General features: G+C 42.3%; 24 protein-coding genes. 16 read left to right on the top strand and 8 right to left on the bottom strand.

Features of this window, described 5'->3' with window-relative positions:
- The first annotated feature begins 849 nt into the window (after nt 1-849).
- The 3 genes from IGJ15_RS10030 (at nt 850) to IGJ15_RS10020 (ending at nt 5,325) form a co-directional block, all read left to right on the top strand.
- Nucleotides 850-1,692 carry a PRD domain-containing protein gene (locus IGJ15_RS10030; protein ID WP_005225677.1) on the top strand — a complete coding sequence of 281 codons (843 nt, stop codon included), beginning with the start codon at nt 850-852 and terminating at the stop codon, nt 1,690-1,692.
- A gap of 170 nt (nt 1,693-1,862) precedes the next feature.
- A complete protein-coding gene (locus tag IGJ15_RS10025) occupies nt 1,863-3,764 on the top strand; it encodes a beta-glucoside-specific PTS transporter subunit IIABC (protein ID WP_010747921.1) in 1,902 nt (633 codons plus the stop codon).
- A gap of 91 nt (nt 3,765-3,855) precedes the next feature.
- Complete coding sequence (locus IGJ15_RS10020) at nt 3,856-5,325, top strand: glycoside hydrolase family 1 protein (RefSeq protein ID WP_010747922.1); 1,470 nt, start codon at nt 3,856-3,858, stop codon at nt 5,323-5,325.
- A 51-nt stretch (nt 5,326-5,376) separates the two neighbouring features.
- On the opposite strand, the gene IGJ15_RS10015 is transcribed toward IGJ15_RS10020, so the two are convergent.
- Nucleotides 5,377-5,562: a hypothetical protein gene (locus tag IGJ15_RS10015; RefSeq protein ID WP_010747923.1), complete on the bottom strand. Its 186-nt coding sequence runs from the start codon at nt 5,560-5,562 to the stop codon at nt 5,377-5,379.
- A gap of 365 nt (nt 5,563-5,927) precedes the next feature.
- Entirely contained in the window at nt 5,928-6,185 is a 258-nt protein-coding gene (locus IGJ15_RS10010; protein ID WP_010747924.1) for a hypothetical protein, read from the bottom strand.
- Nucleotides 6,186-6,757: 572 nt separating this feature from the next.
- Here IGJ15_RS10010 and IGJ15_RS10005 point away from each other — a divergent pair.
- Nucleotides 6,758-7,645, top strand: coding sequence for an SDR family oxidoreductase (locus IGJ15_RS10005; protein WP_005225682.1), 888 nt, complete (start codon nt 6,758-6,760; stop codon nt 7,643-7,645).
- Nucleotides 7,646-7,726: 81 nt separating this feature from the next.
- Here IGJ15_RS10005 and IGJ15_RS10000 read toward each other — a convergent pair whose 3' ends face one another.
- Nucleotides 7,727-9,232 (bottom strand): helix-turn-helix domain-containing protein, encoded by a 1,506-nt coding sequence (locus tag IGJ15_RS10000; RefSeq protein WP_118214973.1) that lies wholly within the window; start codon nt 9,230-9,232, stop codon nt 7,727-7,729.
- A 92-nt stretch (nt 9,233-9,324) separates the two neighbouring features.
- On the opposite strand from IGJ15_RS10000, the gene IGJ15_RS09995 reads away from it, so the two are divergent.
- The 5 genes from IGJ15_RS09995 (at nt 9,325) to IGJ15_RS09975 (ending at nt 14,940) form a co-directional block, all read left to right on the top strand.
- Entirely contained in the window at nt 9,325-9,993 is a 669-nt protein-coding gene (locus IGJ15_RS09995) for a WxL domain-containing protein (protein WP_118214972.1), read from the top strand.
- A 16-nt stretch (nt 9,994-10,009) separates the two neighbouring features.
- Entirely contained in the window at nt 10,010-11,041 is a 1,032-nt protein-coding gene (locus IGJ15_RS09990) for a DUF916 and DUF3324 domain-containing protein (RefSeq protein ID WP_081116749.1), read from the top strand.
- 45 nt (nt 11,042-11,086) lie between these two features.
- On the top strand, nt 11,087-13,246 hold the full coding sequence (locus IGJ15_RS09985) for an L-type lectin-domain containing protein (RefSeq protein ID WP_430599045.1): 2,160 nt from the start codon (nt 11,087-11,089) through the stop codon (nt 13,244-13,246).
- A 685-nt stretch (nt 13,247-13,931) separates the two neighbouring features.
- On the top strand, nt 13,932-14,300 hold the full coding sequence (locus IGJ15_RS09980; protein ID WP_010747931.1) for a DUF7006 family protein: 369 nt from the start codon (nt 13,932-13,934) through the stop codon (nt 14,298-14,300).
- 277 nt (nt 14,301-14,577) lie between these two features.
- The gene (locus tag IGJ15_RS09975) at nt 14,578-14,940 is read left to right on the top strand and encodes a hypothetical protein (RefSeq protein WP_010747932.1); all 363 of its coding nucleotides are present in this window, start codon (nt 14,578-14,580) and stop codon (nt 14,938-14,940) included.
- A gap of 75 nt (nt 14,941-15,015) precedes the next feature.
- Here IGJ15_RS09975 and IGJ15_RS09970 read toward each other — a convergent pair whose 3' ends face one another.
- Together IGJ15_RS09970 and IGJ15_RS09965 are read right to left on the bottom strand one after the other, a co-directional pair.
- Nucleotides 15,016-15,450 carry a MarR family winged helix-turn-helix transcriptional regulator gene (locus tag IGJ15_RS09970; protein WP_010747933.1) on the bottom strand — a complete coding sequence of 145 codons (435 nt, stop codon included), beginning with the start codon at nt 15,448-15,450 and terminating at the stop codon, nt 15,016-15,018.
- 58 nt (nt 15,451-15,508) lie between these two features.
- A complete protein-coding gene (locus IGJ15_RS09965) occupies nt 15,509-15,919 on the bottom strand; it encodes an organic hydroperoxide resistance protein (RefSeq protein WP_026008061.1) in 411 nt (136 codons plus the stop codon).
- Nucleotides 15,920-16,104: 185 nt separating this feature from the next.
- On the opposite strand from IGJ15_RS09965, the gene IGJ15_RS09960 reads away from it, so the two are divergent.
- Together IGJ15_RS09960 and IGJ15_RS09955 are read left to right on the top strand one after the other, a co-directional pair.
- Nucleotides 16,105-16,380: a hypothetical protein gene (locus IGJ15_RS09960; RefSeq protein ID WP_016620494.1), complete on the top strand. Its 276-nt coding sequence runs from the start codon at nt 16,105-16,107 to the stop codon at nt 16,378-16,380.
- Nucleotides 16,377-17,336, top strand: coding sequence for an SPFH domain-containing protein (locus tag IGJ15_RS09955; protein ID WP_010747934.1), 960 nt, complete (start codon nt 16,377-16,379; stop codon nt 17,334-17,336). Before IGJ15_RS09960 ends, IGJ15_RS09955 begins: the two co-directional genes overlap by 4 nt.
- A gap of 67 nt (nt 17,337-17,403) precedes the next feature.
- On the opposite strand, the gene mprF is transcribed toward IGJ15_RS09955, so the two are convergent.
- Complete coding sequence (gene mprF / locus IGJ15_RS09950; protein WP_010747935.1) at nt 17,404-19,950, bottom strand: bifunctional lysylphosphatidylglycerol flippase/synthetase MprF; 2,547 nt, start codon at nt 19,948-19,950, stop codon at nt 17,404-17,406.
- 2 nt (nt 19,951-19,952) lie between these two features.
- The gene (locus tag IGJ15_RS09945; protein WP_005225694.1) at nt 19,953-20,678 is read right to left on the bottom strand and encodes an alpha/beta fold hydrolase; all 726 of its coding nucleotides are present in this window, start codon (nt 20,676-20,678) and stop codon (nt 19,953-19,955) included.
- 266 nt (nt 20,679-20,944) lie between these two features.
- Here IGJ15_RS09945 and IGJ15_RS09940 point away from each other — a divergent pair, with 266 nt between their 5' ends.
- The 3 genes from IGJ15_RS09940 to IGJ15_RS09930 all read left to right on the top strand — a co-directional run bounded on the left by IGJ15_RS09940 (nt 20,945) and on the right by IGJ15_RS09930 (nt 23,348).
- A complete protein-coding gene (locus IGJ15_RS09940) occupies nt 20,945-21,970 on the top strand; it encodes an NAD(P)/FAD-dependent oxidoreductase (protein WP_010747936.1) in 1,026 nt (341 codons plus the stop codon).
- A gap of 200 nt (nt 21,971-22,170) precedes the next feature.
- Nucleotides 22,171-23,046: a cation diffusion facilitator family transporter gene (locus tag IGJ15_RS09935; protein WP_005225697.1), complete on the top strand. Its 876-nt coding sequence runs from the start codon at nt 22,171-22,173 to the stop codon at nt 23,044-23,046.
- A gap of 131 nt (nt 23,047-23,177) precedes the next feature.
- A complete protein-coding gene (locus tag IGJ15_RS09930) occupies nt 23,178-23,348 on the top strand; it encodes a hypothetical protein (RefSeq protein WP_005225698.1) in 171 nt (56 codons plus the stop codon).
- 116 nt (nt 23,349-23,464) lie between these two features.
- Here the strand turns inward: IGJ15_RS09930 and IGJ15_RS09925 are convergent, their stop codons facing one another.
- On the bottom strand, nt 23,465-23,728 hold the full coding sequence (locus IGJ15_RS09925) for a hypothetical protein (RefSeq protein WP_010747937.1): 264 nt from the start codon (nt 23,726-23,728) through the stop codon (nt 23,465-23,467).
- A gap of 168 nt (nt 23,729-23,896) precedes the next feature.
- Here IGJ15_RS09925 and IGJ15_RS09920 point away from each other — a divergent pair, with 168 nt between their 5' ends.
- Nucleotides 23,897-24,385 (top strand): GNAT family N-acetyltransferase, encoded by a 489-nt coding sequence (locus IGJ15_RS09920; protein ID WP_010747938.1) that lies wholly within the window; start codon nt 23,897-23,899, stop codon nt 24,383-24,385.
- Between the two features lie 30 nt (nt 24,386-24,415).
- On the top strand, nt 24,416-25,153 hold the full coding sequence (locus IGJ15_RS09915) for a MurR/RpiR family transcriptional regulator (protein WP_010747939.1): 738 nt from the start codon (nt 24,416-24,418) through the stop codon (nt 25,151-25,153).
- Nucleotide 25,154 lies beyond the last annotated feature (1 nt).

The following is a 25,154-nucleotide window of genomic DNA, read 5'->3' as shown; positions in this document are numbered from 1 at the left end:
TGTTTCCTTTATGATAGGAACAGCATATTCCTCGCTCTCTGCGGTTTTTATCGCAGGATCGAGCAACATCTTAAAGAATCGAAAGGTTATTTGATTGCTTCCCCCTCTCAAAGACACCTTTTCGTTTGTGGAAGTCATGAAGCACATGAATCGCTAAAAGCGGTCAGTCACATTGAATGTCTGTCATGCACCAGACCTTCCCCAATTCTTTGTGATTGATCGTTTTTTGTAAAGCATCATCCTTCTAGCTATGACCGTAATGTACGAAGATTACGGTTTTTTTTTGTTGTGTGCTATTGGATAAAATCTGCAAGAGTTGTCACAGAGGGTTTATACAGAAAAACCCCTCACTATCAGTAAGAAAACTACGAGCAAATAAGAGTGAAACGAAGCCGAAAACGAAAAAAGAAAAACGTTTGCAAAAAAAGTGTTGACATTTTTTCTCAGAATGAGTACTATTATCTCAACGGAACATGAGAGTGTTCTCATTACTGGATTCGTTACTGTTCGGCAGGCAAGACCAGAGGAAAAAAGTGCGTTGATTACCCAAAGTTTCTTGGGTTGTACACTTTTTTGCTTTGGTCTTCTTTTTTTGCTCCATTATTTCTAATAGCTAAAAAAAGAACCGGTTCCAAGGTAAGGTCCAGTCATTGATCAGCAAAGGAGGGGAGAAGTAAAACGCAATGAACTGCCAGCTAGGTTTGACGATAGCCTGCAGCACTGTCTGGAGCAGTCAATCACCTCGTCACTTAACGGCACATCAGAGAAAGAAAAAAATACAAGACCTTCTGCATAGACGTCAAAGGATGCAACGTTTTTACGGGCTATGCTGATCAAGGAGGATCGTTCGTGAAGATTATCAAGAGGATCAACAACAATGTTGTACTTTCAAAAGAAGATGAAGTTGAAGTGATCCTAATGGGAAAAGGGATCGGCTTTCAAACGAAACCGGGTGACCCGATTCCAGCTGAGCGAATCGAAAAAAAATACTATCCAGAAGATGATTTGACAGTGGAACATATGTCGAAAGTCATGACGAAGGCTGACGAAAAACAAATGGCCGTCATTTATGAAATCGTGCGTCTTTTTCGGGATAGTGTTGGAACCGATTTCAATCCAAATGTTTATTTCACACTGATGGATCATATCTTGTTTGCCATCAGTCGCCAAAAGCAAGAAATTGTTTTGACCAATCCCATGCATTGGGAAATCAAGAAAATCTATGCCAAGGAATATGCGGTCAGTGTCCAAGCGGTCGAGTTGATCCGCAAAGAGCTGTATCCCGATTTTTCACAAGAAGAAGCTGCGTTTATCACTTTGCATTTCGTCAATGCGCAAATTGAAAAAAGCGCCAATCAAAGTGCTTATGAGCACACCGAGTTGACGAACAATATTTTACGGATCGTTAAGTACAGCATGAACATCGAGTTTGATGAGAATTCTTCTTACTTCCAACGGTTCGTGACCCACATTCGCTATTATTTAATTCGACAAAGTCAAGAAAAAGAAGAGCCAGTATTGGCAAATCCAATGATTGCCTTGGCCTTCAGCAGCTATCCAAAAGAAAAAGAAACCGCAGATTCGATCAAAGAATACTTATTTGAACAAAAGGGCTGGCATGTCAACGATATGGAATTGATGTATTTGATTCTGCATATCGGTAACTTAGCCGCTCACTCAAAATTAACCTAAGAATGGAAATGGATTCGTTACAGTTCGGCTGGCAAGACCTGCACTTTCTTACAATACTAGATGAGGAAACCCGTCACTCTTTTTTTAGGGGATCTCTCATGCTTGTTTATTGTAGAAATGGCTGGTCTTTTTATTTTTATTAAATGACCAATAAAAAAGGAGCAATCAAAATGGCAAAATATACTGAATTAGCGCAAGACATTTTGGCCCACGTTGGTGGCAAAGAAAATGTCTCATCTGTAAAACACTGTGTGACTCGCTTACGGTTCCACTTAAAAGACGAAAGCAAAGCGGACACTGATTATTTGCAAAAACGTGACGGTGTCGTGACCGTCGTCAAAGCAGGCGGACAATACCAAGTCGTTATCGGCAATCATGTGCCAGATGTTTATGATGAAGTGTTGAAAGTCGGCGGATTAGCCGATGGCGGCAGTCTTGATATCGATGAAGGCGACGGGCAAAAAGGCAGCTTGTTTGACCGCTTTATCGATGTTATCTCAAGCCTGTTCCAACCGTTCTTAGGCCCATTAGCGGCAGCTGGTATCTTAAAAGGGATCACGGCGTTGCTGGCAGCAACTGGGATGGAAGCGACCAATGGTATCTATGTAGTAATGAATACTCTAGGCGATGGTTTGTTCCAATACTTACCAATGATCTTAGCCGTCACTGCAGCGAAGAAATTCAAGATGAATACCTATACAGCATTAGCGATCGCAGGGGCGATGGTCTATCCTGGCTTAGCAGAAAGCGTGGCTGAAGCGAGCAAAGTCTTCGGTCTAACCTTGACCTTGCCAGCAGGCGGCTACTTCAACAGCGTATTGCCAATTATTTTAGCGATTTTTGTCGCTTCAAAAATTGAACAGTTTATGCGCAAAGTCACACCTGACGTAGTCAAAATGTTTGTGGTTCCGTTTGTAACGATTTTGATCACTGTGCCGTTGACCTTCTTTGTGGTCGGTCCAGTCGCAAATACAGCCTCTAGCTGGATCGGTGTTGCTTTCCAAGCGGTGTACGATTTCAGCCCAATTATTTACGGCTTTGCTTTAGGGGCATTATGGCAAGTATTAGTTATGTTTGGTCTTCACTGGGGTCTTGTGCCATTGGCGATCATGGATATGGCGCAAAACGGCTCTTCGATTATTTTGACCGCAGCAGTGCTACCATGTTTCACGCAAACGGGTGTGTTAGCAGCGATTTGGTTGAAAACGAAAGAACCAAAAGTCAAACAAGGCGCAATGCCAGCTTTGATCTCATCAATCTTCGGTGTGACTGAACCTGCGATCTACGGGTACACGTTGCCAATGAAAACACCATTTATCGTTTCTTGTTTAGTTTCAGGTTTCGTCGGTATCTACTTGTCAATCTTTAACGTCACTGGTTATGCAATGGGTGGTATGGGGATCTTCTTGTATCCTGCATATATCGATCCAGCAACAGGCAGCTTCCATAGTGTGATCCACTTGGCGATCGGTACAGTGATTGCGATCGTAGCGTCATTTATCATCATGATGTTGTTGAAAGTACCAACATTGTATACAACTGTTGATTCACCAGTCGACGGTCAAGCAACACCAGCAGCGCCAGCGCCAGAAGCAAAAACTGTTTCTGCCAGCGTCAAAGATGAAACAGTCAAAAGCCCAGTAACTGGTCAAGTGGTTGCTTTAGCAGATGTGGAAGACAAAGTCTTTTCTTCAGGTGCTATGGGAAAAGGGATCGCAGTTGAACCAGCGATCGGTGAAATCACTGCGCCAGCAGATGCAGAAGTCAAAATCTTGTTTCCAACAAAACATGCCATCGGTTTAGTGACAGAAGATGGAACAGAACTATTGATCCACATCGGCATGAATACGGTAGAACTTGAAGGCAATCACTTTACTGCCTACATCAACCAAGGAGACAAAGTCAAAGCTGGTCAAAAATTGATTTCTTTTGATACAGAGGCGATTCGTGCGGAAGGCTATTCCTTGCTGACACCAGTCATCGTCACGAACTCTAACGACTACAGTGACATCCAAACGACACAGTCAAAAGAAGTAACAGCGCAGGATGATTTGATCGAAGTCGTAAAATAAATGCGTTTAACGGCACGTCGCAGGATCAGTAAGAATGCTTTCTTGCTGATCTGCTGTGTCGATCATTAAAGAAAAAGAAAGTAGGCTAATCATGACAGAAAAACAATTTCCAAAAGGTTTTTTATGGGGCGGCGCCACTGCAGCCAACCAATTTGAAGGAGCATGGAACGAAGGCGGACGTGGTCCAGCGACATCCGATACAGCGATCGCTGTCAAACCAGAAGACCGCAAAAACATGGCAGAATTTGCTGCACCAATGACACGGGAAAAAGTTTTGTTTGCCTTAAATGACAAAGAAGGCTTGTATCCAAAACGTTGGGGGTCAGACTTCTACCATCGCTACAAAGAAGATATCGCCTTGTATGCAGAGATGGGCTTCAAAACCTTCCGTCTGTCCATCGCTTGGTCAAGAATTTTTCCAAATGGTGACGATGCTCAGCCAAATGAAGAGGGCTTGCAATTTTATGACAATGTGTTTGATGAGTGTGCGAAATACGGGATCGAACCCTTAGTGACCCTCTCTCACTACGAAACACCTATCGGGATCGCGTTGAACTATGGCGGCTGGAAAAATCGCCAAGTGATCGATTTGTTCGTCAAATACGCAGAAACCGTGTTGACCCGCTACAAAGACAAAGTCAAATACTGGTTGACCTTCAATGAAATCAATATTATGGGGATCTCTGGCTATGTTGGCGGTGCCTTATTATCCGAAGACGGCACACAAAACCTTTCTGACATGTATCAAGCCGTGCATCATCAATTTGTGGCTTCTAGTTTAGCAACAAAATTTGCCCACGAAATCAATCCTGACATCAAAGTAGGGATGATGTTGGCACGAATGCAAGCTTACCCAGCTACACCAAATCCAGCAGATGTGATGGAAGAAATCAAGCGTGACCACGAGAATCTCTTCTTCTCTGATGTTCAAGTTCGTGGGAAGTATCCCGCATATACGAAGCGCTTCTTTAAAGAAAACGGCATCGAAGTGACCTTCGAAGACGGCGATTTAGACATTCTTGCGCAATACCCTGTCGACTTCATGTCCTTTTCTTACTACATGAGTTCTATTGCCCGCCACAATCCTGAAGAAGGCGGCGAAGCAACTGCTGGCAACTTTTCTTTAGGCGAATCAAACCCTTACTTGGAAGCTTCTGACTGGGGGTGGCAAATCGATCCAATCGGCTTGCGTGTGACTTTGAATAACTTGTACGACCGCTACCAAGTACCGTTGTTTATCGTTGAAAACGGCTTAGGTGCCTTGGATACAGTGGAAGAAGATGGTTCAATCCATGACAGCTATCGCATCGAATATTTGAAGGCGCATATCGAACAAATGTATGAAGCGATCGAAGATGGTGTGGAATTGATGGGCTATACGCCTTGGGGTTGTACCGACTTAGTATCGGCTTCCACGTCAGAAATGTCGAAACGCTACGGCTTTGTCTATGTAGACGCGGATGATGAAGGAAACGGCAGCTTTGACCGTTCCCGCAAAGATAGTTTCTACTGGTACAAAGAAGTCATTGCCACCAATGGCGGTAGTTTGTTACAGGATTAAAAACTAAAACAAAGCGGCTCTCTTTTGTGAGCGCCGCTTTTTTTGCTGGGTTTAGAGAACAAAGAAGAAAAAGGGAATCAGCAGCTGCCATGCCAGATAAATCAAAGAAACAGTCAACGCCCACTTCTTCATTTTTGGCTTAGGCACAACGGATTCAGGCATTAAATACACAAGGGAAAAAACCGTGAGAAAAAATAGCAGGGTCAGTGGTTGGACGACAAAGGTCAGCCAGCTCATAGGAAACGCTCCTTTCAAGAGGTTTGAAGATTCTTTGTTATGATGTGGTAATTTACAATCTTATTATATATTTAATTATTCAGGAAGGCAATGTGTTCTTGGGGATCGCAAGTGTCACAACGAAAGGAATCAGAGAGAAAGGCTTGGTATGCCGTGATCGGCGAAAAGTGATTTTTTCATCAAAGCAGACTGAATAAGAATGAGTGAGGATGAATAATAAAAAAATCCCCTCGAAAGGGGATCATGAGCCGCAATCCTTACGAAGGGGATGAAAGGAGCTGTTTCGTAGGTATAGCTCGTCTTTGTTGTAGTCAAATGAGTGTTCACTAAGAGGATGTTTTGGTGCGAGTGAGGCGCAGCTGCAGTCAACGTTTTCTACTACGCAAATAAAAAATATACCCAAGCAGACTAGCAGAAATCAGGAAACCCATAAAATAAACGGTTAGTTTCATATCTGGCATGACATAGGAGTATTCTAAGATTTTACAAACAAAGAGGATCAAAGAAACAGTGATCGTTAGAGAAACCCATGTGAAACGCGGCAGTCGTTTTGTCAGGAAGACCAAACCTAACGAAAAAAAGATGACTGGTACCCAAAAGATCAAGCGAGCAAGTTGGATCATTTTATCTCTCCTCATTCATTCTTATTTGAGTAAAAGGATAACGTAAATATTCAATTTTTTAAAATCATATCCATTGGTTGTGAAAAAAATAGTTAATAATCAGAAGGATATGTGAAGGCACGCTAATGTTTTTAGTACCGCGAATAAACAGCTTATTTTTTAGAAAACGAGTATGCTTTTTATTACTTTAGAAAGTTTCAGCACATATTACAGACACCAAACACTGGATGATCGACAGCCACCACAGTCATCCCGATGTTTTTCTACAGACCGCAAAGGAGATGGAGGCCTTTCGTCGGGCACTCCTCGAACTGCTAGAAAAGTAGCAAAATCAACCACTGCACACAAAAATTTCATTACGATTTCCCAGCAGAATGATGAGATGCCTGGGGGCGTTTTCACTACTGAGTCATGCATCATTTTCGTTTTACTAAGCATCTGTTTTCTTACAGATGCTTTTTTTCTGGTGAGCGTTTCGTTTCTCATTCGCTCCATCTTCCTTTACACTTTTAAGTAAGGTCATAACAAACGATGACAAATAAGATGTAGAAATAATCAAGGAGGAAACGAGCATGTCAGAAAAAATCAACAATCCGTTAACGAAGTATTATGATGGCAAATTTGAAAAACAGGTGCAAGAAGCACCGGCGATTCAAGGAAAGATGCAGCCAGTACCTGATTGCGGGGAAGAAAGCTACTCAGGTTCAGACAAATTAGCTGGACGCAAAGCATTAGTGACCGGTGGTGATTCTGGTATTGGTCGAGCAGCAGCGATCGCTTTTGCCAAAGAAGGCGCCGATGTTGCAATCAACTATCTTCCTTTTGAAGAAGAAGACGCGCAAGAAGTCAAAGCAGTCATTGAAAAAGCTGGACGCAAAGCCGTCTTGATCCCAGGAGATTTGAAAGATGAAACCTTCGCTCGTCAATTGGTTCATGAAGCAGCCAAAGAATTAGGCGGGTTAGATACGTTGGTTCTAAATGCTGGGATGCAACAAGCGGTGAAGGACATCAAAGAGTTGACTACGCAACAAATTCAAGACACCTTTACAACGAATATCATCTCGATGTATTGGACAGTCCAAGAAGCATTGGATTACTTACCAGCTGGTGGAAGCATCATCACGACCACTTCGATCCAAAGTGCGGAACCAAGCGCCCATCTTTTAGACTATGCAGCCACGAAAGGTGCCATTACTTCCTTTAGTAAAGGGCTAGCTGCGCAATTAAGTGAAAAAGGCATTCGGGTCAATACCGTTGCGCCTGGTCCAATCTGGACGCCACTTCAAATTTCTGGTGGCCAACCACAATCTGCGATCCCAGAATTTGGTCAAAAAGAATTGATGAAACGTGCTGGACAACCAGTCGAATTAGCACCAGTCTACGTTTTCCTAGCCTCTGATGAAGCAAGCTATGTAACTGGTCAAGTGTACAGTGTAACGGGTGGTAGCTTCTTCGCTTAACAACCCTGGATAAACTTGTAGGAAAAAAGCTCGAGCAAAGATGCTCGGGCTTTTTTTGTGGATGGAAATGGAATCGGCAGCTTACTTTCCTTGTTTGGCAAACATCTTGGTCATCATCAGTTGATTGATCTTTGCAAAAACGGCTGCCCACTCTTGTTCGGCTTGTAGGTTAGACAGTAAGACTAATTTTTCGGAAAAAATCACTTCTTCATAACTATCGGTGATCAATAGATCGGCTGCTTCCATCTGGTTAATAAAAGTCACTGAAGCTTTGGAATAAATCGAACGGATCCTTGTCTCGATCATTTGCTTCGTGCGGTATTGGATCGTCGTTTGAATATAGATCGACACGGTCGGGGGCGTATTCATCTGTGTTTCTAAAAACAAGAGATGCGCAAGATAAGGCAACTGTGTCTGTTCAAAATACTTTTTGTCCAAGTCAGCAAATGGATACCTTTCAACATGGGTCAGTAAAAGCTTGCAGATTGCTTCATAGGTTTTGTCATTCGAAGGAGTGTTTTCGGTCAACAGTTGGTGTTCTAGTTGCCACACTTCCAGAAGATCGATGCCGATAATGATTGATAGATTGAAGACCAGCAGACAGCTGCTTAATAATTTTTCAAATTCGGCGACTTCTTGACTTGGAGCAAAGGTATCGTGCCAATCTTTGATCATTGCGGTGAAAAAGCGCACAAGATCGGTATCAGAGTGTTTGATCTCTTGGATGATCGCTTGATTCTTCTCTTGGGGAATCACCCCTGGCAAAAAGACATGCAAAAAGAAATTTAAGTAAAGATATTCTGACTGAAGCGTCTTTTCTGAGGCATAATCGGCACTCAAAAAAAGCGATTCGAGGATTTCCTCTGGTAAAAAACAATAAAAATTCATCAATCCCATGTATTTTTCAGGAATCGCTGGCAAATATTTTTTCTGGATCGTTCGGCTGACCACTGCTTGCCAAAATGCAGCGAGTTTATTTTTCGTTAACGGATCAAAGTGAGAAACAGCAAAGAACGCTGTAAACTCTTCGACATTTTTATGGGAAACGCTCGGCAATAGCCACAAATCAGCAGGCGCACTTTGGGTCAAGAAACTGTAGGTGAAAATACGGATATCAAGCTCTTTTCCAGCAAGAACGATGCGATTATTCAGGTCTGTTCGAATTTGGATTTGAAACTTTTCCAATAGTTGATTGATTTTCTTGATCAACCGATACATATGCGATTGGCTGACATGCAAATCCAAACATAATTGCGTCAAGGTCATTTGCGGGCGCCCAATCAAGTAGTGAATCAAGGTATATTGTGTGGAGTTGAGCAAATAATGATACATCAATTTTGCATAGAAAGGTTCATCGTCCTCTGCTTGATCAACAAAATACTGATTGTAATGATTTTTTGATAGAAGCAGGTGAGGGGAGAGCAGCTGCAAATCTTCATTTAAAAAATAAATATATTTTTGCAGACTTTTTTGTGGGATGTTCAAAACTTCTGACAGTTGGACCAATGTCACGCCATTGGAATTACAGACAACTTTGAAAATCTCTAATTTCTTTTCTTCTGCGGGAGAAATGAATTCTCGATACATAAGGGATTCTCCTTTTTGGCGTTTTTTTTACGCTAAATCTGTGAACCGTATGATAACCATGATGGATTATACTTATGATAGATGAGAATAGAATGAAAAAACACCAATTAAATTATTATTTTTTAAGGCTGTTTTTTTCGATTAACCTCGGTTTCTCATTAAAAAAAGTGAAGGAAGAGATGAAAATGAACAAAAAGGCAGTAATGTTAGGTTTGGTCGGAATGGGTTTAGGAATGGCGCCGACTGCGGCAGCTGCAGCAGAAGCGAATCCAACGGCTTCAATGACGAGTCAAGCAACGCTAACGATCGAGCAAGGAATCTTGTCACTGGATCAGGTGACTAATTTTAACTTCGGTACAAGCAGTATCCAAGAGATCGCTACCGATGAACAAGTGATTCAAACAACGTCGAATGAAGTGACATCGATCACAGATTACCGTGGGCCGAATCAAGCTGGCTGGCAGTTGACGGCGCAATTATCGAAAATGACGAATGCTAGCGATAACGAGCTGGCAAATGCCAAAGTCACTTTAAATGGTACAACGGCTTCTGGCGATGCAGCGCTAGTATCGGGCACCGAATTGATGGTAGGGGCAACAGAACCTACATTGATCGCTTCTGCTAATGGCACAACTGGCTTAGCAACCAATGACTTTAACTTTTCCAATGCTTCATTAACCGTACCAAAGCAAAATGTGAACAGCGGCACTTATAGCGGCACGATCACTTGGACATTAGCGAACACGTATCAAGCAGAGTAGGAAAGAAAGGGCGACAATGAAAAAACAAATCAAGTGCTTCGTACTCATTAGTTTCTTTATCAGTTTGTGTTGCGTTACGAAAGTCACCGGTCATGCACAGACCACACGGTTCACTGTAACCCCTGAACTTCCCCAAAATCAAGTCAGTGACGTCACTTATTTCGACTTACTGGTAAATCATGAGACCGAACAGAATTTGACCGTTGCCCTTCATAACACGAGTTCGGAAACCCTTACGATACAAGCATCCGCACTGAATAGTTACACAGCTGCTACTGGGATCATCGCTTATCAGGCAGCCGAAACAGCAGAGGATTTTGGCGGGGTGTCTTTCACGACCTTGATAAAGAAACCAAATCAAATGATTCAGCTTGCACCAGGGGAAACACGCCAAGTGGTATTTCCTCTTTCAATGAATGACAAGCGTTTTACAGGTGAAATCTTAGGTGCCTTTTCTTTTGAAGAAGAACAAAAGGAGGGGCAAGAGGCGGAGGAAACAAGTCTTACGTCAACCTATAAAATCGTCCAAGGTGTCCGCCTTCGTCAGCAGTTAGATCCGCTACCTGATCCTGAACTTTCCTTGATCGAAAGTGAGGCGATAGAAAAAGACGGCATCGCATCCCTAAAAAGCCGCATTGAAAATGATCAGCCAGTTGCTTTTGGGAAGATTGCTGTTAAGACTGTGATTCGTGAGCAAGACAGTGACAGGGTTGTGGGGGGATTTACTGCGGAAAGTTTTCAATTTGGCCCAAACTCTACACTGGATCTTTATAGCGCGTTTGATGAAGAAATTGTAGAGCCAGGAACCTATCACATTCAAATCGAGCTGAGTGCCCCACGTGGAACGTGGGTTTTTGAGGATAGCGTTACTGTTTCTCGCCCAGAAGCTGAATCGATCAATCGAAAAACGATCGTGGGATCAGGCTCTCTTCACAGCAACCGTTGGGTATATATTGTTGCAGTGGTCATTCTCCTGCTTATTTCCAGTCTATTGCTCCTGATGTATTTGCGACGAAAAAAATCAAAGGAAACAACAGAGCAGGAATGAGAAGACTTCATTTAAGCACTTGATCAAACAAAGCGGAGGATGACGATGAAAAAATTTCTTACGACACGTTTTTTACTTTTCTTCTTGTTAGGTATCGCCTTATGCTATACAGGAAACGCATCTGTTGAGGCGACCGTCGTTGAGCCAGATTTTGCGACGTTGCCGATCGATGAGACCTTGATCACTACGGTGGGGCAAGCTCGTTCTCCGCAAGGATCGGATGGCTATAACTATGTTCAGATAAATGATGGGGTGACATCAAATGTTAGTGGGGGCGTTTGGTTCAACAAAGCGGTTTCTTTTACCCGATCTTTTCGTTTAGAAATGGCTTTTTGCATTGAAAATGCAGCTGCTGATAGCGATGGCTTAGCTTTTGTTATGCAAAGCATTGGCTTAAATGCACTTGCTCAACAAGCCGGTCCAACGATTGGTGTTTGGTCGAATGTAGGGGGAACCGACCCACTGAATACCGGAGCGATTCCGCAAAGCTTTGCCATCGAATTCGATACTTACTACAATTCTGGTAGTCTGGGTCTCCATGGTGCCATAGATCGTGATGCCCCCAATAGTCATCATATCGCATGGAATTTTCCAGGTTCAAACGACGCCTATACGACGGAAGGCTGGCTGCCGTCGTATAAAGTCGTCAACCATCTTGATACTGTTGCGGTCACTGATATTTCCGATAGCCAGTGGCATACGTTTACCGTTACTTTCGATCAGCCCAATCAAACCTTGCATTATTCTGTCCCAGATTTTGGGGTCGATGTCACGGTACCCGTGGATGATACGTTCAAAACGAACTTGAACTTGACCAACAATGCGCCAGTTTATTTTGGTTTTACTGGTGCTAATGGTGGAAATGTCCAAGAAAAAGCAGTGGCATTCATTGATGTCGAAGGCTTGGTCGATATGGAATTGCGTACAGGCGTATTTGAACGTGACCCCAACAAGCTTTTGCTAGATACTGAGACAGCTCTGAGTCAACCACCAGTCGTTGATGCGCAAAAAACAATTACTTATGCCACGTATCTTTCTTATAAGGACACCAGTGATTTAACGGAGTTGGAAGCAGGCATCAAGCTGCGTTCGTTTCTTCCAGAAGGCTTTTCTTTAGTCGATGAGACAGTGTATTTCGGTGGTCCTGATTTGATGGTAAATGGTATGCCAGAAGGCGGCACGCCGATTGATTTTAGCGTTGAAGCTGGTGAGTTGGTCGCGACCCTACCTGCATTAGCCAAAGGGAATGACTATCTTATCCACTATTCGATTACCTATACGGGGGCGCCGCTCAATGAGAACTTGAATCAAACAGTGCCTGTGCAAACGACCTTCCAAGGGAATGCCTTTGTATCGAGTCTCGTATCTGGCAGCCCTGAGACGCATTCCTACACAATGACCGGTGTGTTTCCGCCCACGCTGACAACGGGTGTGCCTACCTTAGAAGAAGCGAAAGAAACCCAGCAGATCGTGCGGGAAAACCGTTTGTGCTTTACCCCGATTACCATCGATGACCGCAATTCAACGCAAGCACGCTTGTATGTTACGGATTTTTTTACGGAAGCAGAGACGGTGACGGAGGCAGATTTCTTAGAAACAGCTCAGATAGAGCGTGCCACATTGGCAGATCCCTTTACATACACGTTGGAACGAGATACCGCGAATCTGGAGCCGGGAACCACTTATTATCTTGCTGCTTTTGTGATCGATGCAGAAGGAAATCAATCAGAAACCCATTATTATGGCATTGATTTTCGAGGCAGTGTACAATTTCTCAGTGCGCCGGAGTCGATCAACGGACCGACAATCAATGTAAATGAGCTCGCACGATCGATCCGAAGTGATGGCTTTGCCTATCTTCCTGTTTCGTTTGATCAAACCTCGGCACTGCTGTCTATCAGCAACAGCAGTGAAGGGACTTGGCAGCTTAGTGGGCAAATGACTGATTTCTTGCAAGACCAGCAGCAGTTGGCAGAAGAAGTCCAATTCGTGATCTATGATCCGCTCGACGATCACTTGGTGGCAACAGTTACGAAAGAAGAAACGATCCTTTTTCAGCAGCTTCCCGACGGCGAGGCTGATTTGACCCTTGCTTTAAGTGAATACAACTGCTATTTACGATTTGTTCCTGATTTTGATTTGATTCAACCGGGGACGTATACTGGTACGGTCAATTGGCAGTTGGAGAGTATGATTGTAGACTAATAAAAAAAACGCCATTACGGCGTTTTTTTTTATTAAAGTTCTCAGTCGATCACTGCTAACTTTGTCGACTTTTCGCAATTTTTAAAACTAATGATAGGCCTGCTAAAGCAAAACTGCCGTATTTAACGAATTTTTCCAAGGAATCTAAAGTTTGCTGTTTTTTGTGTTTACAGTCCGGACAGCTTTTTTCATTGCCAGTTAACTTCTTGCCGCATTTACAATGGTTCTTCATCTTTGCTCCACTCCTCGTCTCGTTTATTTTTGATGACTTTCTCTACTTTAATTATACATGTTGCTGAAGGTTCTGTCTGAGATTATGCTGTCTCCGTTTTTTGTGAAGGGCAATAAGGGCTGCTGGTTGTTTGTTTCAAATCGATCACGCTAAAGGATGCGATCCTTGGCGGCTGATTTTTCGTATAGAAGAGAGGCAATCTATCTAAAAAAGGAGGGAAATCTGACAAATTTCTCATTTTCAGATGTTGCTGATTCGCTTTGCTTATCAGTTCAGCAAAATTTTGCTATTGTGGAGTAAGATTGAGGAATCAAAAAACGACTTCTCCTTTTTTTCTTGATTCTATCCTTAATCTGAGAACGAAAATCACCGATAGTATGCTATATATAGGAACAGGGAGCCATCCTTGACGATGTCGAATATGGCATTTGAATGAAAGGATTGATGAAATAAGTGATTTCTTCAATAATCTATACGGACACAAAGGCTTATTTGGATAAGGTGGTCGATCAAGCACTGTTGAATTTGTTAAAATCTAATTATCCCAAAGTCTATGATCATGTACAACAATTGATTGCTAACTTTGAAGAAACGATCCAACAAATTGATCACTCAAATTTTTGGCAATTGATGCCAGAAATTTTAGGCTATGACTCACGCTTTGTCTTGTTGAACTCGCTGCAATTGTCAGAAGACAAATTTTTGACGGAAATCGAGGTTATTCAGATGATCGAACGCGATTATCCGAATTTGAATAAAGAGTTTTGTGGCTATTCCTTAAAAGAAAAAGAGCACGAAAGCCTGATCTTCAACATCCAATAAGCGGTTCTTCTTAGGATCACTTGATAGAAAAGAAAGCGACTAGCGCATCTAGTCGCTTTTTTTTTATGGAGAAGAAGGAGAATTAAACGTGTTATTTATCATTAAAATAAAAATTATTTTGAAATTATGAATAAAATAGATTATTATTGGTATATAATCCTTTTAGTGAAAGAAAAAACAATCGTAAAATGAAGAGGAAAGATAGCTTATGTCAATAGCTGCGATTGTTTTATTTAGAAAATAAGAACCAGCCTGATTGGCATGGAAAGGAGCAGTTATGGATTACTTGAGTTTTTCAAAAAAAGAGTGGGAAGTCTTAGTTTGTTTTTGGGCTGTGGATGAGCCGCTATGCTGTACCGAATTTAGTGAACGCTTCGGCTTGAATCGCAACACGTCATTGTCAGTGATTCGTAAGTTAGTCAATAAAGGGATACTTGAGATCGCAAGTATCAAGATGAGTGGATCAGTTTTGGCTCGTCGTTTCCAACCAGCCGTCACCGAATTGGAGATTTTGCAAAGTGGTTTGACGGAGGAACAAATTTTTGAATTGGTAAAAATTGCGATCAAAAAAATTGAAGACCCAGAACAATTAACTCAGTTGCTAAATGTAATTGGCGAATTGAAAACCAAAGCTTCGTAGGTCATCCCGTTTTCTTCGCTGTTTGTTAGTGAAGGTTTAAAAGATAAAAAAATGATCCACTGTGAAAACAGCGGATCATTTTTCTTGTTCTTGAAATTTTTGGACCATTTTGGTCGTCAATTCGTGGAGGACTGACAGTTCTTCCGGTTCAAGGGGCAAGAATTCAGTTACTTTGTAGGGGATCTCTAGCGCTTGTTCATGGAGTCCTTTGCCTAAATCAGTCAATGTGACCCGCAAGGAACGTTCATCGTCTTGATTTCGATTTCTTACTAGGTATCCTTTTGCTTCAAGCTTTTTTAAAACCGGTGTCAGTGTGCCAGAATCTAGACATAATTGCTTCCCCAATTCTTTGACACTGATCGCTTCATCTTCCCATAACACCAACATCACTAAATATTGGGTATAGGTCAAATTCAACGGGTCCAGTAAGTCTTTGTACTGTTTGATAATTTCTTTTGAAGCGGCGTATAGAGGAAAACACAATTGGTTTTCTAACGCTAAGACATTCATGTTTTCACCCCTTTTTCTAACATCCGCCTCTTATCATAGCTGTTTTTTCAGCGAAAGTCTACTCGCTAACGGCTTTGACAGTCACTTCAATGTTGCCAGCTGTAGCTTTTGAGTAAGGACATACGGTATGAGCGATTTCAAGCAATTCTTGTGTTTCTTCTGTTGATAAACCTTCGATTTGACCTTCGATCTCAACGCCTAAGACAAAGCTTGATTCACTTTCTGCGTATAAAGTCACTTGTGCACTGACAGTTGAAGCACCGTCGATTCCTTTGTTGCTTTTCACTAATTCAAGGGCACTGTTGAAGCAAGCACTAAAACCTGCCGCAAAAAGTTGTTCTGGATTGGTGGCATTTTCAACACGTTTGCCAGGTGCAGTGATGTTTAGCTCAAATGAATGATCGGGACTATGAACTTCTCCTGAACGGCCACCAGTGTTGATCATTTTAGTTGAATACATTTTTTTCATCATTTCTTCACTCCTATTTTTTATATTTTGTACAATTGAATTGTATGCAATTTAATGAGAAAATGCAAGGAATTGGTTTTCGTTCTATTTTTTTTTTCTAAAAAAAAGCGGAATCTGCATAAGTTTACTGTTCTCTTGGGTGAAACGTGCTATCATAGTTAGTAACACTTGTAATAGATTAACAAATGAGTTTGAAGCTTCAAATTTACTGCATGAAGGCAAAGAGGGTGAAAATCATCGTAGATTATATGGAAAAACGAGCGGTAGGGCGCTATTTTCGATCGTTGACGGATCATTATTCAGGCTATATACGGCTTTATGGCACCTATACAGAATATCGGGTGATTGCAGGGATTCCTGCTGAAAATGTCATGTTAGAGATTATCGGGGTTGAAAACGGTGTCTTATTGACCCGTGTAAACAATACATTATTTGAAAATGGAAGAGGGTTTTTACAATGATCATTATCCAAATTATTTTAGTTATCTTCGTATTAGTGATTTTGATTTGGCTGATTGCAAGCACTGCTGTGATCGTTCGTCAAGGGGAAGTCAAAGTTGTCGAAAGTTTTGGAAAGTACGTTCGAACGTTGGAACCAGGGCTTCATTTTCTTGTTCCGATTTTATATACCGTAAGAGAAAGAGTGTCCTTGAAACAGATTCCTCTGGAGATCGAACCGCAAAGTGCAATTACAAAAGACAACGTAATCGTGCAGATCGATGAAGCAATCAAATACCACGTCACAGATGTTCGTGCCTTTGTTTACGAAAATGAAAACTCCGTTATCTCAATGATTCAAGATGCCCAATCAAACTTACGGGGGATCATCGGGAAAATGGATCTGAATGAGGTTCTAAATGGAACTGAAGAAATCAACGTGGCTCTATTTACTTCAATCAAAGACATCACTGCTGGCTATGGGTTAGCGATCGACCGGATCAATATCGGGGAAATCAAAGTTTCCCAAGAAATCATTGAATCAATGAATAAATTGATCACAGCTTCAAGAGACAAAGAATCCATGATCACAAGAGCCCAAGGGGAGAAATCTTCTTCAGTCTTAAGTGCCGAAGCCAAAGCTTCTCAAATGACGATCGACGCGCAAGCTCGGGCAGAACAAACCCAAATCGATGCAGAGGCGCGGGCAAAACGTGTACGGATCGATGCTGAGGCAGAAGCGGAACGAATCGCGAAAATCACTGAAGCTGAACGCAAACGGATTTTAGCTATCAATGAAGCAATCAAAGAAAGCCAGCTAGACGAGCGCTCCTTATCTTATCTAGGGATCGAAGCCTTTAAAGACGTGGTCAACAGCAATACCAACACGGTCATTCTGCCATCCAATATGACGGAACTAGGAAATATTCCAGTCGTCAAACAACTTTGGGAAAACGCACCATCTAAATCAGCAGAATAACTTCGAAGCGCAACAAATGAAAAAAGCTCAAATGCACCGAGAACAAACCGGCGCAATTGAGCTTTTTTTACTTCGTTTTGTCCGCCGCTTGATTATCGACGATCAACAGAGCAATCATGACATAACCGATCCAACTGTCCCGAGAATATAAGATGTAGCGAGGGGACCAAGAAGCGGCATATTTCTGTTTGTACTCCCGCAATCCTTCAAAAGAATAGAAGCGAGACCCGAAGGTGTAAACGAGATAGGCGATCCGCTCTTGTAAGAAACTACTGCGGAAAGTACCAACATTGGCTAATGGTGCCATACCTAAATCGAATTGTTGGTAGCCTTGTTCTTTAAAATAGTCAAACAGCTGAATAAACAAGAAATCCATCGTTCCGTTCGGGGCTTTTTCAGGATCGTGACGCATCAGATCAATGGAAGCTAAGCCTGTCTGATAGGTTGGCATAAAGGAGGCAAACGCGACGATTTCTTGTTGCTGATTACGGACGACTGCAATTGGTGCGGTACTCAGATAGGATTCTGAAAAGAATCCAAGGGAGAACCCTTTTTCTTTCCGTCCATCTAGCCAGTTGTCAGAAATTTCCTTAAGTGTTGCAAAGGTTTCGGCTGAAAAGGGTGGGGTGAGCACATCAAAGGTAAAGCCTTCTTTGGTGATCTTGTTGTTCAAAGCCCGCTGTCCCTTCATTTTCTTTCCTGAGAGGGTGAAACTAGGCAGATCCACATAGGCTTTCTCACCGAATTTGATAAAGTCATACCCAAATTCATGCAGCAGCATCACCATTTCTTCACTACTTTCATAAAAGACTGGCAAGTAATTCCACTGATCCATCTCTGTTAGGAAGGTTTCCAGTGCCTGGGGAAAGTCTGCTTGCTTCCCAGAAGGATCCCCCATGACTAAGCATTTATTATTAAAGGTCGTAAATTGAAAAAAGACCGTCGGCTCGCCGATTTCTGGATAAACGTACACTTGCTTGTCTTTTAAATAGACAAGATGGCTGTCGCTATTGCCGCCATAAGTGTTCAAAACATGCTTCACTTTATCGGTGGCGGCACTGACGCCGAGTTGGTGCTTTGGTCCCATCAAGTAGCGTGCAAACAACAGCATCGCAACGGCGACGAATAAAATCGCAACGAAGCCTTGGAGCCATAATTTTTCAGAAGGGAAAAGCAAAAAATCCATCGAATGGTGATGTGTCGGATGCCGATTGATATGGGGCATATTGTAGACCCCGATAATGACATAGAGGATCGTCAACGAACCAATCAGCAACCCATCGATCGTTAGCCATTCCCAAGCGAAAACCAGTTGTTTTCGGAATAACTCGCTTTTTGAAAAAATCATGATCGCCAGTAATAATAGAAGAAACAGCATGGTCGAAAAGCGGAAACCCGCAAAAATAGCATAGCCGATCGTTGCTGCAATCAACAAAAGCGTCGGCATATACGCGCGACTGACACGGGCAGAGATGCCGCGACCGGCGATCAAAAAGAGATAGCCGAGAAAGATACTCGGGTACTGCATCACAAAATTCAAGCGAATCGGATTGAGGTGGGCTAACCATTTGATTTGATCAAAGGCTTCTGGGATCGTGGCGGAAAGCACCAACATCGTTCCAGTCAGATAAAGCAGCAACACTTCGATCTTGTGGAACACTTCCAACAACAAGCTTTTTGGAATACCAGAAAAGCGCTGGTTGAGGGAGACACCGACATTTTTTGAGAAAAAAAGCAAACCGATCAAAAAGGGAATGATGTAATAAAACAGACGGAACAGCAAGAGCCAGGCAATGACACTTTCACGGGGAATCTGTAGTGAACCCATTCCCATAATCATCATGATATCAAAGGTTCCCAGTTCGCCAGGAATCATCGAGACGATCCCAATCACGGAAGCAGCGATGAAAAGCGGCAACAGTTGAAACACATCGACCGAGAGACCCATCAACAGACCCGTCGTAAAGAAGGCGGCAAAAACACCTAGCCATTCCAATAAGGAAGCGGCGATCAGCTGCAGACGATCACGTCGTTGCAGCCCACCTAAGTAGGCATTTTTTTTGGAAAAACTAAGCGCATAGACGATTGGAAAATAAAGACTGCCGCCTAAAAGCCAGATCCAATACTGTTGGAGATAATCGGTCGTGGGACCGAAGAGGACGAATGCCAGCGCTGCAAGCGATAAAATCGAAAGACCAGACATCAAGTAGATAAAAATCTTCGATATTGCTTGGGCAACGTCTTTGCCTTTTTTTCCTTTGCCATAAAATTCCGACCGTAACCCGATACTGATGAAACCGCCAAAGCCGATCAAATTGTTCATGGTATTGATGATCCAGCTGGTTTCTAGTAAATAACGGCGATCAGGTTTGTCCCCTAGCAAGCGATTCAAGACGATATCATATAAGACCATGGGAAAGACACACAGTAAGCCAATGACAGCCATTAAAGCCACTCGCCAAAGGGATAGCTGCGCAAACAATTGTTTTAGTTGATCAATCGAGATCGTCTTGCTTAACGAAAGCAGCTCGCCGAACACGATCACGGCGACTGCAATTAAGAAGAGTGTTTTAAACAGTGAGCGGTGGTCGCGGAGCCAAGTAAAGATTCTCATAGTTATTCACCGACCTTTTCTAAAAAAGATAATACTTTCGTGTTAAATACCTCTGGATTCTTTCGTGCAAAACTATGTCCTTGTCCTTTGACGACGATAAAATTGGACTGAGGGATACTGTTTGCAATATAAAAAGAATGGGAAAGCTTGATCGAATCACGTTTGCCGACCAAAATCAATGTCGGCACACTGAGGTGATTCAAATCGGCTGTAGATAAACCGATTGGACGAAACAACAAACCCAAAATAGGCAGAAAGCCCCGCATGCCTTTGGAGAATGGGGAACAAAGCCAAACGATCAGATATTGCAAGACACTGCCGATTCGAGAAAAGAGCCTCACACCTCGCGGTTCCGTGTTGCCAGAGTTTAAAATCATGCAGCTGACATGCTCTGGGTAGAGATGGCAAAAGACCATCGCTAGATTGGCACCATCGCTAAATCCTAGTAAGGCGATTTTCGTTAGCTTTTCTTGCTGAATAATTGCTAAAAGATCTGTTGCCATTTTAAAAAAATCGATTTTCTTCTGCGTATTAGTGGATTTGCCATGCCCTCGACTATCGATTAAATACAGTTGATGTTTTTGACGCAAGGCGTCGACCTGCTTTGAGAAATAGGCACTGCTGCCGCCATTTCCGTGCAGTAAAAAAAGAGGGCGTCCTGAACCGGTTTTCTCGTAATAGAGGACAGACCCGTCCGGTAAGGGCGCGTAACATTTTTCAACTTCCATTTTTTCACCTACTTTCTAAGAGTATACCTTGAAGTCAGGGACTATCACAAACATATCACTAGATAAAATGAGAAAAAATAACATTCTGCTCATCTTTTTTTTACCAGAAGTTCAGGAAAAGGCTTTTTTCTTTACAATGTAAAGAAAAATAATTGGTAAACATAATTAATTTGTTTTCAGAAAATTCTTTACAAATGGACGATCGTTGTCTATAATCGAACTAACTAATTGAGAATGATTTTCATTTACGAAAGAGAGGCTAGCCAATGACCACTATAGCAGATGTTCTGATTATCGGCGGAGGACCCACTGGACTCTATGCGAGTTTTTATGCTGGATTACGTGATCTATCGGTCGTATTGTTTGAAGCACAAGCCGAATTAGGCGGGAAGATCAATTTCTATCCTGAAAAAATGGTCTGGGATGTGGGTGCATTGCCGCCAACCAAGGGGAAGAAAGTCAAAGAACACTTGATTGATCAGGCCAAGTTGTTTGATCCAACGGTCTATCTGAAAACGAAAATCATCGCATTGACCAAGGAAGACGATCTTTTTTATGCAGTGGATGACCAAGGGAGGACCCACGTTGGACGCACCGTTTTAGTCTGTATCGGAGGCGGTGTCGTTTCTCCGCAAAAATTGCCATGTTTCATCCATAATAATGTCGACAACTATATCCACTATCAGTTTCCTGACCAGCAAGCGATCCAAGGCAAGCATCTAGTGATCTCTGGCGGCGGTGATGCGGCAGTGGATTATGCGATCGAAGCAGTGTCTTATGGTGCTAAAGTCACCCTGTGTTACCGAGGAGAAAAATTGAAAGCCCATGAAGCACAAGTAAAGAAGATGAAAGCAGAAGGGATTCAAGTGCTGATGAATCACACCATCGATGGGGTGAATCAAGCAGAAACATTCAATATGGTTCTACGACTAAAAAACAGTGCCAACCATGAGACGATCGATTTTTTATGCGATCATCTACTGATCCAACACGGGTATGACCGTGACAGTGGCTTGTTAGATAAAGTTTCCTTTGATCTGGCACGCCATGAAGACTTTTACCTCAATTGCGAGATTCCTACAAAAACTAGCCATCCTGGTGTTTTTGCAGCTGGCGACATTCATTATTTCAAAGGCAAAGTGAATCTATTGGCGGGAGCCTTTCAAGATGCTGCGCAAGCAGTCAACCAAATCAAACACTATTTAGAGCCGACCAGTGTCCCACAGGCGATGGTTTCCTCCCACAACGAGAAATTCAGTGAAAGAAATCGCCAGTTGTTGGTGAATGAGTAGCCATACTTCTTTGTGAAAGAAATAGTAGAAAAAGCAGGAGTCCCTTGTGGGTCCTGCTTTTTTGGTGGCCTCAGAACAGAAATTCGTTTCACTAGAAGTGAATGTTTGCCGCTCCTAAAAAATAAAATCTCTCAAATAAATGATGCAAACTGTGAAAATTTCAGCTATTATTTTCAAGTTGACTATTTGGAGGGGATGACATGAATCAAACAAGATACGCAGAATTAAAACAAGCAGAAAGAGGCGCCATCTTAAGTATCGTTGCTTATATTTTGGTTTCGATCGCAAAACTTGCCATCGGTCGTTTGGCAAACTCTGAAGGACTATGGGCAGATGGGTTGAACAATGCGACGGATATCGTAGCGTCGATCGCTGTCTTGATTGGTTTGCGTTTGGCTCAAAAGCCAGCAGATGAAGACCATAAATATGGTCATTGGAAAGCAGAAAATGTGGCGAGTCTCGTAACATCCTTGATTATGCTGGCAGTCGGTCTGCAGGTCTTATGGTCTTCCATTCAAACGATTCTACTCGGAGAAACGCAAAGTCCCGATATGATCGCGGCAGTCGTCGGTATCATTTCAGCTATTTTGATGTATGGCATGTATTACTATAATAAGCGATTATCCGCTCGCGTAAAAAGCTCCGCTCTGCTAGCAGCTGCTAAAGACAACCGCAGCGATGCGTGGACGAGTATTGGAACGGCGATCGCTATTTTTGCCGCTTCATTTGGTATCGGTTGGTTGGACAGTTTGACTGCGATCGTGGTAGCTCTTTTGATTATCAAAACCGCCGTCGATATTTTTCGTGAGAGTGCCTTTTCACTTTCTGATGGGTTTGATGAATCGTTAGTCGTGGAGTATGAAGCGGCAATCGCTGGTTTTTCTGAAGTGAAATCTGTCAAATCGATTCGAGGAAGGATGTATGGCGCCAATGTTTTTCTCGATGTCGTCGTGACGATGGACAAATCTTTGACGGTTGAAAAGAGTCATAACGTGGCAGATGCTATTGAAGATCTCTTAGCTGATCGTTTTCAGGTGTTTGATACTGACATCCACATCGAGCCTGCTACCGAATAAATTTTCTGGCAAAACCTTGATAGGACAAGGATGTAAACTACCCGTTTCCTGTTTGTAAACTGAAAAGTTCTTACGGAACCTGCTCATTCATGGCAAACTAGAGGTAACAAAGGAAGAAAGTAGGGAGCCCTATGAATAATAAGCAGGTAGTAGAAAATGAATTAGTTATTTCTTTAGATAAAATGGATGAAACAGAAATGATGGCACTTTGCCAACAATATATTGCGGCTATTGATGATAGCCAAGTCCTCTTCGCTTTACTGAAAAAAGTTCAAGCCTCAAAAGCAGCAGTAAGTAAATAAAAAACAAACCGGCATCTTATGTATTGATGTTCCCCTCAGCGAAAGCGAAAGGCGCATTGATCAACAGGAAAAGATGCCGGTTATTTTTTGATTTGTTTGAGTCTTTTTAAAAACTTTTAAAGGACGTTTAATAGTGCGATTAATCCATAGACGATCAAAGAGGCTATTCCTAGAGGAACAATGCGTCGGAATATAATCTCTTTCAAGCGCTTGCCTGCTTGTCGTTCTTTTTCATAGTTAGGATCATGAGCGTGTGCTTTAAATTGCTGAGGAGAACGAGAAAAGATCAAGCCATTGGTCATCGATAAAACCCATCCAATCAACGTCATGAAGAACGAAACAAAAATGATTGCCAGTAAAAGTAGTTGCAAGAGCTGCATGGTGTTGCTACCTCCTTTTCGTCACCATTTTTTCACTTCTAGTTTACCACCTTTTGAGACGTTTTGGGGTCTTTGTTCCACGTGCCCTTTCTTTTTTTTCCCTATCCCTTATAATAGAGATATTTATAAACGAGTTTTTGTTTCGTGCAGCAGAAAGAAGGTGTTCTTATGGCAATCACAAAAAAAATCATTCAATCACCTGAAGATTTCCAAACGTTGGATCGTTTGATCAAAGAAATCTGGCCAGAAGTGTTTACACCTATCATTGGGTCCGATCAAGTCGCGTATATGCTGGCTCATTACCAATCACCAGCAGCGATTCAAAACGAAGTCCAGCAAGGAGCAGTCTATCTTTTGTTATTAGAAGGAGACCGAGCAGTAGGATATACAGCGTATGAAGAAACGCAGCAGCAGATTTATTTAAGTAAATTGTATCTCCATCAATCCACTAGAGGCAAAGGCTATGCCAGCCAAGTCTTTGATTGGTATGAGGAGATCGCCTCAGGAAAAACACTGCATTTAAACGTCAACAAACAAAACCAGCAAGCGATCGCTGTTTATGAGCATCGCGGCTTTACGCGTGTTTCTGAACGTACTGTTACGATTGGTTCGGGGTTTGTGATGGATGATTTTATTTATGAGAAGAAGATGGTTTGAAGGCGAAGGTGCGCAGCAAGGAGAAAACTGATGGAACTCACTGCCGAGAATAAGTCATTTAGTAAGAAAGAATGGCAACTATTTCAGTACGTATTAAATCAGCAAGCAGAAGTCTGTTCGATGTCTATTCGTGAGTTGGCGGATGCAACAAAAACTAGCTCAACGACTGTTCTACGGTTTTGTCGAAAATTTGATTGCGAAGGTTTTTCAGAATTTAAAATCAAGCTGAAAAAGACGTTACAGAAACAAGGAAAGACTGATCGATTATTCAAACAAGATAAAAAAGCCCTGCACTATTTTTTTGAACGTATGGATGAATCCTTCTATCGAGAAACATTATTAACGATCGCCTACCGAATAAGTAAAGCAAAACTTTTGATCTTAGCCAGTGACAGGGAATCAACACTTGCTTTGAGCTATGCCCAACAAAAGTTTGCACGTTTAGATAAGATCGTGAGCGTAGAGGAAGAAGCAGCACCGATTAAATCTGTTTGGCGAACCTTAAGTAGCGAAGCCACGTTGCTGGTTTTTTCTAATAAAGGCGCCGATCCATTCCTTGAATCCTTGATTACTGAATGTACCACCGCTGGAATTTCGACCATTTCACTGACAAATCGTTCAACAACGTCAATTGCTAAACTATCTGAGCGAAATTTTGCTTATTATTTTTCCGATAATCAAGCAGCTGATTCATTGTCCTCACAAATTCCAGCCATTTATTTGGTGGAACTTTTATTTGATTTAGTTACAGATTGTGAAGATCGCTGAA

This window comes from Enterococcus sp. AZ079 (genome assembly GCF_050547255.1).
GTDB classification, from domain to species: domain Bacteria; phylum Bacillota; class Bacilli; order Lactobacillales; family Enterococcaceae; genus Enterococcus_D; species Enterococcus_D casseliflavus.
Note: the sequence above shows the minus strand (reverse complement) of the source record. Positions and strands in the feature narration are given on the sequence as shown.

Coding starts and splice junctions, on each gene's coding strand:
- IGJ15_RS10015 (WP_010747923.1), bottom strand. CDS start 5,562: ATGAGCTGGCTGACCTTTGTCGTCCAACCACTGACCCTGCTATTTTTT.
- IGJ15_RS10005 (WP_005225682.1), top strand. CDS start 6,758: ATGTCAGAAAAAATCAACAATCCGTTAACGAAGTATTATGATGGCAAA.
- IGJ15_RS09935 (WP_005225697.1), top strand. CDS start 22,171: ATGAATCAAACAAGATACGCAGAATTAAAACAAGCAGAAAGAGGCGCC.
- IGJ15_RS09965 (WP_026008061.1), bottom strand. CDS start 15,919: ATGAAAAAAATGTATTCAACTAAAATGATCAACACTGGTGGCCGTTCA.
- IGJ15_RS09970 (WP_010747933.1), bottom strand. CDS start 15,450: ATGAATGTCTTAGCGTTAGAAAACCAATTGTGTTTTCCTCTATACGCC.
- IGJ15_RS09955 (WP_010747934.1), top strand. CDS start 16,377: ATGATCATTATCCAAATTATTTTAGTTATCTTCGTATTAGTGATTTTG.
- IGJ15_RS09975 (WP_010747932.1), top strand. CDS start 14,578: ATGGATTACTTGAGTTTTTCAAAAAAAGAGTGGGAAGTCTTAGTTTGT.
- IGJ15_RS10000 (WP_118214973.1), bottom strand. CDS start 9,232: ATGTATCGAGAATTCATTTCTCCCGCAGAAGAAAAGAAATTAGAGATT.
- IGJ15_RS09945 (WP_005225694.1), bottom strand. CDS start 20,678: ATGGAAGTTGAAAAATGTTACGCGCCCTTACCGGACGGGTCTGTCCTC.
- IGJ15_RS09915 (WP_010747939.1), top strand. CDS start 24,416: ATGGAACTCACTGCCGAGAATAAGTCATTTAGTAAGAAAGAATGGCAA.
- IGJ15_RS09995 (WP_118214972.1), top strand. CDS start 9,325: ATGAAAAAACACCAATTAAATTATTATTTTTTAAGGCTGTTTTTTTCG.
- IGJ15_RS10020 (WP_010747922.1), top strand. CDS start 3,856: ATGACAGAAAAACAATTTCCAAAAGGTTTTTTATGGGGCGGCGCCACT.
- IGJ15_RS09925 (WP_010747937.1), bottom strand. CDS start 23,728: ATGCAGCTCTTGCAACTACTTTTACTGGCAATCATTTTTGTTTCGTTC.
- IGJ15_RS09940 (WP_010747936.1), top strand. CDS start 20,945: ATGACCACTATAGCAGATGTTCTGATTATCGGCGGAGGACCCACTGGA.
- IGJ15_RS10010 (WP_010747924.1), bottom strand. CDS start 6,185: ATGATCCAACTTGCTCGCTTGATCTTTTGGGTACCAGTCATCTTTTTT.
- IGJ15_RS09990 (WP_081116749.1), top strand. CDS start 10,010: ATGAAAAAACAAATCAAGTGCTTCGTACTCATTAGTTTCTTTATCAGT.
- IGJ15_RS09960 (WP_016620494.1), top strand. CDS start 16,105: ATGAGTTTGAAGCTTCAAATTTACTGCATGAAGGCAAAGAGGGTGAAA.
- IGJ15_RS10025 (WP_010747921.1), top strand. CDS start 1,863: ATGGCAAAATATACTGAATTAGCGCAAGACATTTTGGCCCACGTTGGT.
- IGJ15_RS09920 (WP_010747938.1), top strand. CDS start 23,897: ATGGCAATCACAAAAAAAATCATTCAATCACCTGAAGATTTCCAAACG.
- mprF (WP_010747935.1), bottom strand. CDS start 19,950: ATGAGAATCTTTACTTGGCTCCGCGACCACCGCTCACTGTTTAAAACA.
- IGJ15_RS09930 (WP_005225698.1), top strand. CDS start 23,178: ATGAATAATAAGCAGGTAGTAGAAAATGAATTAGTTATTTCTTTAGAT.
- IGJ15_RS09985 (WP_430599045.1), top strand. CDS start 11,087: ATGAAAAAATTTCTTACGACACGTTTTTTACTTTTCTTCTTGTTAGGT.